General features: G+C 63.5%; 9 protein-coding genes and 3 pseudogenes. 3 read left to right on the top strand and 9 right to left on the bottom strand.

Annotated features, from left to right (window positions below; all coding sequences use genetic code 11):
* Positions 1-37: 37 nt before the first annotated feature.
* The 3 genes from LN139_RS23965 to LN139_RS23955 all read left to right on the top strand — a co-directional run bounded on the left by LN139_RS23965 (position 38) and on the right by LN139_RS23955 (position 3,109).
* Entirely contained in the window at positions 38-646 is a 609-nt protein-coding gene (locus tag LN139_RS23965; RefSeq protein WP_236357572.1) for an LPS-assembly lipoprotein LptE, read from the top strand.
* A 43-nt stretch (positions 647-689) separates the two neighbouring features.
* Positions 690-1,727: a DNA polymerase III subunit delta gene (gene holA / locus LN139_RS23960; protein ID WP_236357570.1), complete on the top strand. Its 1,038-nt coding sequence runs from the start codon at positions 690-692 to the stop codon at positions 1,725-1,727.
* 65 nt (positions 1,728-1,792) lie between these two features.
* Entirely contained in the window at positions 1,793-3,109 is a 1,317-nt protein-coding gene (locus LN139_RS23955; protein ID WP_236357568.1) for a lytic murein transglycosylase, read from the top strand.
* A 140-nt stretch (positions 3,110-3,249) separates the two neighbouring features.
* On the opposite strand, the gene LN139_RS23950 is transcribed toward LN139_RS23955, so the two are convergent.
* From LN139_RS23950 to mrdA, 9 genes and pseudogenes are all read right to left on the bottom strand, one after another.
* Entirely contained in the window at positions 3,250-4,140 is an 891-nt protein-coding gene (locus LN139_RS23950; RefSeq protein ID WP_236357565.1) for a S66 peptidase family protein, read from the bottom strand.
* Complete coding sequence (gene lipA / locus LN139_RS23945; protein ID WP_442964357.1) at positions 4,140-5,147, bottom strand: lipoyl synthase; 1,008 nt, start codon at positions 5,145-5,147, stop codon at positions 4,140-4,142. The genes LN139_RS23950 and lipA overlap by 1 nt, the downstream gene beginning before the upstream one ends.
* Position 5,148: 1 nt before the next feature.
* Complete coding sequence (gene lipB / locus LN139_RS23940) at positions 5,149-5,796, bottom strand: lipoyl(octanoyl) transferase LipB (protein ID WP_236357562.1); 648 nt, start codon at positions 5,794-5,796, stop codon at positions 5,149-5,151.
* Positions 5,796-6,071 carry a DUF493 domain-containing protein gene (locus tag LN139_RS23935; protein ID WP_236357559.1) on the bottom strand — a complete coding sequence of 92 codons (276 nt, stop codon included), beginning with the start codon at positions 6,069-6,071 and terminating at the stop codon, positions 5,796-5,798. Before LN139_RS23935 ends, lipB begins: the two co-directional genes overlap by 1 nt.
* A gap of 77 nt (positions 6,072-6,148) precedes the next feature.
* Positions 6,149-7,312: a D-alanyl-D-alanine carboxypeptidase family protein gene (locus LN139_RS23930; protein WP_236357557.1), complete on the bottom strand. Its 1,164-nt coding sequence runs from the start codon at positions 7,310-7,312 to the stop codon at positions 6,149-6,151.
* Between the two features lie 92 nt (positions 7,313-7,404).
* Positions 7,405-8,411, bottom strand: a pseudogene (locus LN139_RS23925) (septal ring lytic transglycosylase RlpA family protein).
* Positions 8,412-9,416 (bottom strand): lytic murein transglycosylase B, encoded by a 1,005-nt coding sequence (gene mltB, locus LN139_RS23920; protein ID WP_236357554.1) that lies wholly within the window; start codon positions 9,414-9,416, stop codon positions 8,412-8,414.
* A gap of 17 nt (positions 9,417-9,433) precedes the next feature.
* Positions 9,434-10,539, bottom strand: a pseudogene (rodA, locus tag LN139_RS23915) (rod shape-determining protein RodA).
* A gap of 31 nt (positions 10,540-10,570) precedes the next feature.
* A pseudogene (mrdA, locus tag LN139_RS23910) lies at positions 10,571-12,465 on the bottom strand (penicillin-binding protein 2).
* Positions 12,466-12,476 lie beyond the last annotated feature (11 nt).

Here is a 12,476-nt window from a genome sequence, read left to right as displayed (position 1 = left end):
TTCCGCTTGGCCTATAAGGTTTGAAGGAGCAACAAGCATGATCAAACGCAACCTGCTGGTCATTGGCCTTGCCACCGTGCTGGGCGGCTGCGGTTTCCACCTGCGTGGCACCCAGGTCGACGCCATGTCCATCAAGGAAATGGACTTCTCCGCACGCGACGCCTACGGCCCGCTCACCAAGGACATGCGCGCGCTGCTCGAACGCAGCGGGGTACGCATCGTCGGCGGTGCGCCCTACAAGCTCGTGCTGGGCCGTCAGGAAGAGACCCGTCGCAACGCCAGCTACAACGGCTCGGCGCGTAGCTCCGAAGTCGAGCTGACCACAACCGTCTACTACCAGATAGTTGGCCGCCGCGACCGCGTGCTGATCGATGATCACATGGACGTCCAGAAGATCTACGTGCAAGACAGCAGTAACCTCGCAGGCTCCGACGAGGAAGCCCGGCAGACCCGCATTGAAATGCGCCGCGACCTCGAGCAACGGTTGATGCTGCGCCTGGCTCAGCTCCAGCCCGCACAGCTCGACGAGCTGCAGGCCAAGGCTGATGCTCGCGCCGAGGCCGATGCAGCCGCCGCCGCCGAAGCCCAACGCGTGCAGGACAACACACCGCAGCAGTCGCCAGTGGAACTGCCGCCGGCGCGCTGACCGCCCACCCCGCCCTCGTGGCGGGGTCTTTTCCGAGGCCCCGATGAAACTCGCTCCCGCGCAACTGGGCCGGCACCTGCAAGGGCCGCTGGCGCCTGTCTACATCGTCAGCGGTGATGAACCCTTACTGTGCCAGGAGGCGCTGGACGCGATCCGTACTGCCGCCCGCCAGCAGGGGCACGATGAACGTCAGGTATTCAACGCTGAGGCCAACTTCGACTGGGGCACGCTGCTGGAGGCCGCTGCCAGCCTGTCGCTGTTCGCTGAAAAGCGTCTGCTGGAGCTGCGCCTGCCTTCAGGCAAGCCCGGGGACAAGGGCGCCGCAGCGCTGATCGAATACTGCTCCCGCCCCGCCGAGGACACCGTCCTGATCCTCAGCCTGCCCAAGCTGGACGGCAATCAGCAAAAAAGCAAATGGGGATCGGCGCTGGTCAACGGCGAGCACACCCAATTCGTGCAGATCTGGCCGGTGGACAGTGCGCAACTCCCACAATGGATTCGCCAGCGCCTGGCCCAGGCAGGCCTGGCTGCACAGCCCGAGGCGGTCGACCTGATCGCCGAGCGTGTCGAAGGCAACCTGCTGGCAGCCGCCCAGGAAATCGAAAAGCTCAAGCTGCTTGCCGAAGGCGACCAGGTAACGCTGGAAACCGTCCAGAGCGCGGTAGCCGACAGTGCGCGCTTCGATGTCTTCGGCCTGGTAGATGCGATTCTCGCCGGCGACGCCAGCCACGCGCTGCGCATGCTCGACGGCCTGCGCGGTGAGGGTGTGGAACCACCGGTGATCCTGTGGGCATTGGCGAGGGAACTCCGAACTCTGGGCAGCCTGGCGCAGCAGTTCAGCCAGGGCGTGCCGCTGGACAGGGCTTTCAGCAGCATACGCCCGCCCATCTGGGACAAGCGTCGCCCCTTGGTGAGCAAGGCTCTGCAACGGCTGTCTGCGGCACGCTGGAGCCAATTGCTGATCGATGCCCAGCATCTGGATGCCCAGATCAAGGGGCAGGCCGAAGGCTCGGTATGGGCGGGCCTTGCACGCCTGGCACTGTTGATGTGCGGCCAAAGGCTCACGCTCGACGCCCAGTGAGCCGCTTGGGGCCGGGCGCTGCGGCGTGATAAGGTGCAGGCCTGTGCGATCAACTGGAAGCCTGCATGTTCTTCAGCCGTACCTCTGCCACCTTCTGGCGGCGCGCCATTCTCACTACCGGCATGGTGTTGCTCAGTGCCTGCTCAGATCGCCCGTCTGCCGCTGATCCTCTTCCTGGCAGTGCCCCGGAACAACCCAAACCGGTTACCACCCTTGCGCCGCTCGATGGCGATGGGCAGCCGGTGCCTTCCGAAACCTTTGCCCAGTGGCAAGCGCGCTTCCGCCAGCAGGCCTTGCAGGCCGGTATTCGCCCGCAGGTCTTCGATGCGGCTTTCGCAGGCGTAGAGCCAGACCCGGCCGTTGTCACCGCAGACCGTTCGCAACCCGAGTTCACCCGGCCTGTCTGGGAGTATCTCGACAATGCCATTTCAGCCAATCGTGTAAGGCGCGGGCAAACGCTGATGAGCCAGTACGCCGCCGTGCTGCTGCAACTTGAACAGCGCTATGGCGTGGACCGCCAGGCACTGGTAGCGGTATGGGGCATGGAGAGCAGCTTCGGGCAAATACAGGGCGACAAGTCGGTGATCCGCTCTCTGGCAACGCTCGCCTACGAGGGGCGCCGCCCGACCTTCGCGCAGGACCAATTGATCGCGGCCCTGCAGATTCTGCAGAACGGCGACATCACTGCCGACCGCATGCGCGGCTCCTGGGCTGGCGCAATGGGCCAGACCCAGTTCATTCCCACCACCTACAACTCCCATGCTGTGGACTTCGATGGTGACGGTAAGCGCGACATCTGGGGCAGCGCTGCCGATGCGCTGGCCTCTACCGCCAATTACCTGGCTGCCTCCGGCTGGCAAAAAGGCCAGAGCTGGGGCTTCGAGGTGCAATTGCCAGAGGGCTTCGACTACGCTCAGGCCGACGCTAGCCTGCGCAAACCAGTGAGCCAGTGGCTGGCCGAGGGCGTGAAGCTGCCGGCAGGTTCCACCTTGCCGCCGGAGAGCGGTGGCCTGCAAGCCGCGTTGTTGCTTCCGGCCGGGTACCGCGGGCCGGCGTTCCTGATCCTCGACAACTTCCGCGTGGTGCTCAAGTACAACAACTCATCGTCTTATGCGCTGGCAGTAAGCCTGCTGAGCCAACGACTGGCGGGCAGCGGTGGCTATATCCTGGGTAACTGGCCCAAGGACGACATGCCGCTGACGCGTAGCGAGCGTATCGAACTGCAGACACTGCTTACTGCCAGCGGCTATGACGCCGGCAACCCGGACGGCATTATCGGCGCCAACACCCGCAAGGCGATCCGCAGCGCGCAGCAGCAGCGCGGCTGGCCGGCGGATGGATATGCCAACCATGCCCTGCTGGAGAGTTTGCGAAAGCGTTGAGTGCGTCGGCGTCGCCCGTTACACGGCGTCCGTTACACGGCGTCCGTTACACGGCGTCCGGCAAGTCGGCCTCACACAGGGTGACCCGGTTCCCTCGTGGGAGGGCGGCTTGCCGCGCGACATGCAATATGCCTCGGCAATCAGGCCAGCAGCAGGCGCCCCTCACTGGCGTCCAGCACGACCTCAGCCCCCAGGGGCAATGTGATATTGGGCTGGCAGTGGCCCGAACGCCAGCCGGCAAGCACCGGCACACCCAAGGGTTCGAAAAACTCCTTGACCAACGGCTGCAGTTGCTCCGCCGATATACCCGCAAAATCCCCTACGAGCACCCCTGCGAGCCCTTGGAGCTTGCCCGCCAGGCGTAACTGAGTCAGCAAGCGATCGACCCGATAAAGCGGCTCGTTCACATCCTCGATGAAAAGCACGATGCCTTCGCTCTGGAGCGCCCAGGGCGTGCCGAGGGTGGCGCACAGCAGAGACAGGTTCCCGCCTGCCAGGCGGCCACTGGCGCGCCCTGGTGCGACAGTGATCAATGGATGCCCTGCCGGATGAGGGATATCCCCGCCAATTTCCCCTTTTAGCATCGCCAGCAGCGCCTGCTCACCAGGCTGCAAGCGTGGCAGCAGCTCGGAGCGAAACAATGGGCCATGGAAGGTCACCAGCCCCGCCAACTGGTTGAACGCCAGATGCAGGGCGGTGATGTCGCTGTAGCCGACAAAAGGCTTGGGGTTGGCACGAATCAGCTCGATGTCCAGCTGATCCAGCAGCCGCGGCGTACCGTAGCCGCCACGCAGGCACAGGATCGCGTCGATCGACGGGTCGGCAAACGCTGCGTGAAGGTCGGCCAACCGGCGCTCATCGGTACCAGCGAGGTAACCGGTTTTCTCGAAAACACCGGGGTAAATGCGCAGCCGATAGCCCACTTGCTCGGCCCAGGCCTGCGCTTGCGCCACCTCCAGGCTGCCCGGCCCAGCCGGCGCGACCAGTGCAAGCTGGCCACCGGCAGGCAGTGGCTTGGGCCAGGTCAGCATCAAAGCTTGTTCTTGGCTTCGTGCGCCTGTTGGTCGGCGTGGTAAGAGGAGCGAACCAGCGGGCCTGAGGCTACGTTCTTGAAGCCCATCCGGTAGCCCTCTTCGGCGAACCAGGCGAAGGTGTCAGGGTGAACGAAGCGCTGCACCGGCAAGTGGCTTCGCGAAGGCTGCAGATACTGGCCCAGGGTCAGCATGTCGATGTCATGCTCGCGCATGCGATGCATCACTTCGATCACTTCCTCGTCGGTTTCACCCAGCCCCAGCATCAGGCCCGACTTGGTCGGCACATGAGGAACCATCTGCTTGAATTTCTGCAGCAGATCCAGCGACCAGTCGTAGTCGGAGCCCGGGCGCGCAGCGCGGTACAGGCGCGGCACCGTTTCCAGGTTGTGGTTGAACACATCCGGCGGCTCGGCGGCGGTGATTTCCAGCGCCACATCCATGCGGCCACGGTAATCAGGCACCAGGGTTTCGAGCTGCACACCGGGAGAAAGCTTGCGAATCTCGCGGATGCAGTCGGCGAAGTGCTGGGCGCCCCCATCACGCAGATCGTCGCGGTCGACCGAAGTGATCACCACATACTTCAGGCGCAAATCGGCGATAGCGACGGCAAGGTTCATCGGCTCGTCCGCGTCCAGCGCCTTTGGCCGGCCGTGGCCGACGTCGCAGAACGGGCAGCGGCGAGTGCAGATGTCGCCCATGATCATGAAGGTTGCGGTACCGCCGGAGAAGCATTCGCCCAGGTTCGGGCAGGAAGCCTCTTCGCAGACGCTGTGTAGCTTGTGCTTGCGCAAAAGCTGCTTGATACGATCGACCTCAGGTGAAACCGGGATGCGCACGCGGATCCAGTCGGGCTTTTTCGGCAACTCCTCGGTGGGGATGATCTTCACCGGGATGCGCGCGACCTTCTCGGCGCCGCGCAGCTTCACGCCCGCCTCGACCTTGGCCGGGCGCGGCTTGTCGGTTTTGGGGTCCAGGGTTGCCACGGTGTCTTGCGCAGTAGTCATATCAGTCGATTCCGCCCGTCAGGGTCGTCTGCTCAGCATAGTCGAGGTGTTTGACGAGCTGCACGCGCAGCCGGGCACTGACCTCAGCCATGTCGATCGGGCCCGTGTGCTCACGCACCTGGGTCATGGGTAGCCCGGCGTAACCGCAAGGGTTGATGCGCCGGAAGGGGGCAAGGTCCATGTCGACATTCAGCGCCAGGCCATGAAACGAACGGCCGTTGCGAATGCGCAGCCCCAGTGAAGCGATCTTGGCGCCGCCGACATAAACGCCCGGGGCGTCTGCCTTGGCCTGGCTGGTGATGCCCAGGCCTTCAAGCGTGTCGATCAGGCTGTGTTCGATGCGGCTGACCAGGTCACGCACGCCGAAATCTCGCGTTCGCACGTCCAGCAGCAGGTACGCAACCAGTTGGCCAGGGCCATGGTAGGTCACCTGGCCGCCGCGGTCGACCTTGACCACCGGAATGTCGCCCGGCAGCAGCAGGTGCTCGGGCTTGCCGGCCTGGCCCTGTGTGAACACTGGCGGGTGCTGCACCAGCCAGAGTTCGTCGCAGGCCGCAGCCGGCGGGTGGTCGGTGAAATGCTGCATGGCGCGCCAGACCGGCTCATACGGCGCCAGCCCCAGCTCGCGCACACCCAGCACGCCCGGCATCAGAGCACCATGTGCACGACACCGGTCGCGCGCAGGGCGCTGTTGATGTCGCGCAGTTGATCCTGGCCGGTCGCCACGATGTGCAGTTGCACCGTGGTGTATTTGCCATTGCTGCTCTGGCGTTCAGCCAGGGTGGCAATGTCTACGGTGGCGTACTTGGACAGGATCTCGATCACCAGGTCCTTGAAGCCGACCGTGGTGTCACCAATGACCTTGATCGGATAGTCCTCGCAAGGGAATTCGATGACAGGCGGCTTTACATCGGTATCAGTCATGGCAGTGACGGCCTCATCAAGCCGTTAAAAACAAGCCCGCCCCCACCACGCTGGCGGGGGCGGGCCGACAGGGCTGGTCAGTTGAACAAGCCGTAGAAGAATAGGCGAATGCTATCCCAGATGCGGCGCAAGATACCACCTTCGTCCACGGCATCCAGTGCGACGAGATCCTTTGTCTCAACCACTTTGTCGCCGTTCTTGACTTCGACCTTGCCGATCACCTGGCCTTGAGCGATAGGCGCGGTGAGCTGCGGGTTGAGGGTCATGCTCGCTTGCAGGTTCTTGAGCTGGCCGCGCGGCAAGGTCATGGCGAGGTCTTCGGCAAGGCCGGCCTTCACTTCGCTGGTGGTGCCTTTCCAGACGCTGGCTTTGGCAAGCTCGGTGCCAGACTTGTAGAAGGTCTGGGTTTCATAGAAACGGAAACCGTAAGTCAGCAGCTTCTGGGTTTCAGCGGCACGGGCCTGGTCACTTGAGGTGCCGAATACCACCGCGATCAGGCGCATGCCATCGCGCACGGCAGAGGCTGCCAGGCAGTAGCCGGCTTCTTCGGTGTGGCCGGTCTTCAGGCCGTCGACCGTCTTGTCACGCCACAGCAGCAGGTTGCGGTTGGGCTGTTTGATGTTGTTCCAGAAGAACTCCTTCTGGGAATAAATGGCGTAGTGAGCCGGGTCTTCATGGATGATCGCCCGCGCCAGGATGCCAATGTCATGGGCCGTGGAATAGTGGTCCGGGTTCGGCAGGCCAGTGGGGTTCATGAAGTGGCTGTTGACCATGCCCAGCTTCTGCGCCTGGGTGTTCATCATGTCGGCGAACGCATCCTCGGAACCGGCGATATGCTCGGAGAGCGCGACCGTGGCATCGTTACCCGACTGAATGATGATCCCGTGCAGCAGGTCGCTGACCGACACCTGCGAACCAACCTTGATGAACATCCGCGAACCGCCGGTGCGCCAGGCGTTTTCGCTGACGGTCACCATGTCGGTGTCCTTGATCTGGCCCCGGTGGATTTCCAGGGTGGCGATGTAGGCCGACATCAGTTTGGTCAGGCTCGCCGGCGGCAGGCGCTCGTCGCCATTGCTTTCGACCAGCACCTGGCCGCTGTTGGCTTCCATCAGCACGTAGGCCTTGGCCGCCAGTTGGGGCGGGGCGGGAACCATTTGTGTGACATCGGCAGCCCAGGCGGGCGTGGTCAACAGTGGAACGAGCAGGCACAGGCGTTTGGCAAAGGTGGTGATGTTCATCCGTCTCTCGAAATGGTTGTTAAGGCGAATCTTCTTGGTTCGGGCCCCCGACAGGGGCCGCTTGCTATCAGCCGCCCTCCATGGCAAGCCGCTCATTCGGTGACCACGCTCGGGTTCCCGAGGTTGGCCGTGCGAATCGTGTTCTGCATTTGTTGCGCATCGTTCTGCGAGGCGATCGGGCCCAGGCGCACACGGTACAGGGTTTGCTGGTTACGCACGATCGGGCTGGTAAAGGCCGGCGCGCTCACCATCGAGCCCAGCTTCGACCGTAGCAGTTCGGCAGCGTCCGGGTTGGCGAAGGCTCCCACCTGGAGAAACAGGCCAGTTGCTTGCGCAGAAGCGTTTTTTCGGGTCGATCGCCACCGGCTGCACGGCAGGAGCATGCTGCTCCGGTGGCGGGGTGTACTGCTCGATGGTCCCGGCGCTGGCGGTCAGGGCTGGCTGGCGCGGCGGGGTGCTGACCACAGGCTCCTTGAGCATCAGTGGCGCCGGGCGGCCACGGGAGGCCCAGCCACTGCGCAGGGTCGATGCCTTCGACGCGCACCCGCGCGGTACCGGTTTCGGCATAGCCGAGCTTCTTGGCTGCCGCGTAGGAAAGGTCGATGATGCGGTCGGAGTAGAAAGGGCCGCGGTCATTGACCCGCAGGATCACGCTGCGGTTGTTGTCCAGGTTGGTGACCCGCACGTAGCTGGGCAGCGGCAGCGTCTTGTGCGCCGCGCTCATGCCGTACAGGTCATACACCTCACCGTTGGCGGTGTTCTGGCCATGGAACTTGGTGCCGTACCAGGAGGCCGTGCCAGTGGCCACATAGCTTCTGGAGTCGGCCATCGGGAAGTAGGTCTTGCCCAGCACGGTGTAAGGGTTGGCCTTGTAGGGGCCGGTGTGCAGGGTGGGTACCGCGTCAGGGATCTTGTTGACGTCCACGTCCCACCAGGGGGCGCCGTCCTTGTGCGCGTGGTTGATGTCCAGCCCGGGCTGCGCTGCGACCTTGTAGCCGGTCGACGGCGTGCGGCTGCCGGTCGAGCAACTGGCGACCAACAGGGCCGCCGCGCCGCAGACCATCAGCTTCACGGGTGTACTTGTAACCAGAAACCGCATTTATTTACCGCCCCGTACCTGGATCAATCGATCCGCCAATTGGTGCACCGCCATTGCGTACATCGCGCTGCGGTTGTATCGCGTGATCACGTAGAAATTCTTTTGGCCCATCCAGTATTCAGGGCCTTGGTCGCCGTCGAGCTTGAATGCCGTGACGCGCTCATCGTCGCGCAGCGCATCATGACTCGACCACCCCAACGCTCGCAACTCCCCGACCGTCCGATCAGGGTCGAGCCCAGCGCTCAGGCCGCCCTCGCCCAGGCCATCGTGCAACTGGGCGCGGCTTGCCACACCCTGCCCGGTTACCCAGCCGTGCCGCGCAAAATAGCTGGCGACGCTACCGATCGCGTCGTCGGGGTCGCTCCAGATGTTGATGTGGCCATCGCCGTCGAAATCCACCGCATAGGCGCGGAAACTGCTGGGCATGAACTGTGGCAGGCCCATGGCACCGGCATAGGACCCCTTGAGGATAAGCGGGTCGACCTGCTCCTCGCGCGCCAGCAGCAGGAATTCACGCAGCTCCTTGCGAAAGAAGTCCGCACGCGGCGGGTAGTCGAAGCTCAGGGTCGACAGCGCATCGATCACCCGATAGTTGCCGGTATTGCGGCCAAAGAAGGTTTCGACACCGATGATGGCAACGATCACCGAGGCTGGCACACCGTATTGCTGCTCGGCGCGCGCCAGGGCGGCCTCATGCTGGCGCCAGAAGTCCACGCCCCGAGCGATGCGCGCGTCGGTGATGAACATCGGCCGGTAGTCTTTCCAAGGTTTGACTCGCTCGGCAGGCCGGGAGATGGCGTCGAGGATCGCCTGCTTGCGCTTGACCTCGTGGAACACCCCCATGAGCTGTTCACCAGCGAACCCGTAGTCGCGGGTCATTTCAGCGACGAACTCGGCTACCTGCGGCGAGCTGTCGTAATCCCCCGCCTGCGCAGGGCCGCTCAACAGGCCGGCAAGGCCGACCCAAGGGATGTGTCGCGTGGCCCATGCCCGCATTGACTGCATTGTTGACGTCACCTTGCTCAAACCTGTGCGATCCATTTGCGGTGGGTGTGGATCGACATCGAAAACCCCAAACGCTGACAGTAGTGTCACCAGCGAAGTTCCGCCGTAGCTAATGAAGGGCAGCGGCACCCCCACCACCGGCAGCAAGCCGCTGACCATCCCGATATTGACGAAGACATAAACGAAGAAGGTCATCGTCAGGCTGCCGGCCAGCAACTTGCCGTAGAGCGTCTGCGCCTGGGCGGTAATCACCAGCCCGCGGCCGATCAACGCCAGGTAGATCAGCAGCAATGCACAGATGCCCACCAGGCCGAACTCTTCGCCCAGCACCGCGATGATGAAGTCGGTATGGCTTTCAGGCAGGAAGTTCCAGATGCGATTGCGTGCCCATCAGCCAGCCTTTGCCGAATACCCCGCCCGAACCGATGGCAGCCTTCGACTGAATGATGTTCCAGCCAGTGCCCAGCGGGTCGCTCTCCGGGTCGAGGAAGGTCAGGATGCGCTGCTTCTGGTAGTCGTGCATGAAGAAGAACCACATCACCACCGCTGCCGGCACTGCCGCAGCGATCACGCTCAGTATCCAGCGCCAGCGCAGGCCAGCCATGAACAAAACGAAAGCACCTGAAGCCAGGATCAGTAGCGAAGTGCCGAGGTCGGGCTGGCGAACGATCAGCACGAATGGCACGCCGATCAGGCCCAGGCTTGCCACCACATGCTTGAGGTGAGGCGGCAGGTTGCGCTTGGACAGGTACCAGGCGATGGTCGCCGGCATGATGATCTTCATGAATTCCGATGGCTGGAAGCGGATCACGCCCGGGATGTTGATCCAGCGCGTGGCGCCCATGGCGTTGTGGCCCATCACGTCCACTGCCACCAGCAGCACCACCCCGATCACGTACGCAAGCGGCACCCAGCGCGCCATGAAGCGGGGCTCGACCTGGGCGATGATGAACATCGAGACCAGACCGATACCGAAAGACGAGGCTTGCTTGATCAACAGGTCCCAGCTCTTGCCACTGGCCGAATACAGCACGAACAGGCTGCCGGAAGCCAGGATCAGCAACAGGATCAGCAGCGGCCCATCGACATGAATACGCTGCAGGAACGATGCGCGGCGGCGCATCACGTCCTCGCTGGAAAGGATGCGGTCGAAATTACTCTTCACGTGCCGTGCTCCCGCTGTCGGTACTGCTGGCAATCTCGGGTTTGAGCTGGCCGTCGGGGCCCAGCAGCCAGGCGTCCATCACCTCACGCAGCACCGGCGCCGCCACGCCGGACCCGGCCTCGCCGTTTTCCAGCATCACCGAAATGACGATGCGAGGGTTCTCGGCCGGCGCGAAACCGACGAACAAGGCGTGGTCGCGGTGCCTTTCCTTGATCTTGCTACGGTCGTATTTTTCGCCCTGGCGGATCGCGACCACCTGTGCGGTACCGCTCTTGCCAGCCACACGGTATGGCGCGCCGAGGAACGCCTTGCGCGCAGTGCCACGGGCGTTCTGAGTGACCTGCTCCATGCCGTGAGTCACCCGGGCCCAGTCGCCTGGGTCGCGCAGCACGATGTTCGGGATCGGGTCCTGGTCGACAGGCGGCTGGCCACCGATAGCCTTGGCCAGGCGCGGGCGGTTCCAGCGGCCCTTGTTGGCGATCAGCGCGGTAGCCTGGGCCAGCTGCAACGGCGTGACCTGCATGTAGCCCTGGCCGATGCCGAGGATGATGGTCTCGCCGGGGAACCACGCCTGGCGGCGGGTCAGGCGCTTCCACTGGCGGTCAGGCATCAGGCCGGGCGCCTCTTCGAACATGTCCAGGGAAACCTTGCGGCCTATGCCGAAGCGGCCCAGGTAATCGGAGAGCCGGTCGATCCCCAGCTTGTGCGCCAGGTCGTAGAAATAGGTGTCATTGGAACGCATGATCGCGGTATCCAGGTCGACCCAGCCGTCACCGGAGCGGTTCCAGTTGCGGTACTTGTGGTCGACATTGGCCAATTGGTAATAGCCGGGGTCGAAGACGCGTGAGGCCGGCGTTACCACGCCCCCATCGAGCCCGGCGATGGCCACGGCCGGCTTGATGGTCGAGCCCGGCGGGTAAAGGCCACGCAGCACACGGTTGAACAATGGCCGATCGATCGAATCTCGCAGCTCGGCGTAGGCCTTGAAGCTGATGCCGGTGACGAAAGGGTTGGGGTCGAAGCTGGGCTGGCTGACCATCGCCAACACCTCGCCATTGCGCGGGTCGAGCGCGACAATAGCGCCCCGCCGCCCGCTAAGGGCCTTTTCTGCAGCCTCCTGCAGCTTCACGTCGAGGGTCAGGACGATGTCCTTGCCAGGCTCCGGATCGGTACGCTTGAGCACCCGCATCACCCGGCCTCGGGCATTGGTCTCGACTTCCTCGTAACCGACTTCGCCGTGCAGCTCGTCTTCGTAGAAGCGTTCGATGCCGGTCTTGCCGATCTGGTGGGTGCCGCTGTAGGCAACCGGGTCGAGGCTCTTGAGCTCTTTTTCGTTGATCCGGCCCATGTAACCCACCGAATGCGCAAAGTGCTCGCCTTGCGGATAGTGGCGCGTCAGTTGCGCAACCACGTCTACTCCAGGCAGGCGGAATTGATTCACCGCGATACGGGCAATCTGCTCTTCGCTGAGCTCCATCAGGATCGGCACCGGCTCGAACGGCCGGCGCCCTGGCGAAGGCGCTTTTCCAGAAGCGCCCGATCATCGGCGGTCATGCCCAACACTTCTATGATCGTGTCCAGAGTTTCCTGCCATTTACCGGCGCGTTCGCGGGTAATGCTCAGGTTGAAGCTCGGGCGGTTATCGGCGATCACTATCCCGTTACGGTCATAGATCATCCCCCGCGGTGGCGGGATGGGCTGCACATGAACGCGGTTGTTTTCCGAAAGCGTCGAGTGATACTCGTACTGGATCACCTGCAGGTAATACAGCCGCCCGATCAGCACGCACAGCAGGCACACCACCGCCACAGCGCCCACGAGCACGCGCGTACGCACAAGGCGCGCGTCCTTTTCGTGGTCTTTGAGGCGGATCGGCTGGGTCATCGCACGCTGCG

The sequence above is a fragment of the Pseudomonas sp. KNUC1026 genome (assembly GCF_021650705.1).
Taxonomy (GTDB): Bacteria; Pseudomonadota; Gammaproteobacteria; order Pseudomonadales; family Pseudomonadaceae; genus Aquipseudomonas.
The sequence above is the reverse complement of the archived record's forward strand: the minus strand, read 5'-3'. Positions and strand labels throughout refer to the sequence as shown.

Coding starts and splice junctions, on each gene's coding strand:
- lipB (WP_236357562.1), bottom strand. CDS start 5,796: ATGCCGGGCGTGCTGGGTGTGCGCGAGCTGGGGCTGGCGCCGTATGAG.
- mltB (WP_236357554.1), bottom strand. CDS start 9,416: ATGCAGTCAATGCGGGCATGGGCCACGCGACACATCCCTTGGGTCGGC.
- LN139_RS23930 (WP_236357557.1), bottom strand. CDS start 7,312: ATGAACATCACCACCTTTGCCAAACGCCTGTGCCTGCTCGTTCCACTG.
- LN139_RS23950 (WP_236357565.1), bottom strand. CDS start 4,140: ATGCTGACCTGGCCCAAGCCACTGCCTGCCGGTGGCCAGCTTGCACTG.
- LN139_RS23965 (WP_236357572.1), top strand. CDS start 38: ATGATCAAACGCAACCTGCTGGTCATTGGCCTTGCCACCGTGCTGGGC.
- lipA (WP_442964357.1), bottom strand. CDS start 5,147: ATGACTACTGCGCAAGACACCGTGGCAACCCTGGACCCCAAAACCGAC.
- holA (WP_236357570.1), top strand. CDS start 690: ATGAAACTCGCTCCCGCGCAACTGGGCCGGCACCTGCAAGGGCCGCTG.
- LN139_RS23955 (WP_236357568.1), top strand. CDS start 1,793: ATGTTCTTCAGCCGTACCTCTGCCACCTTCTGGCGGCGCGCCATTCTC.
- LN139_RS23935 (WP_236357559.1), bottom strand. CDS start 6,071: ATGACTGATACCGATGTAAAGCCGCCTGTCATCGAATTCCCTTGCGAG.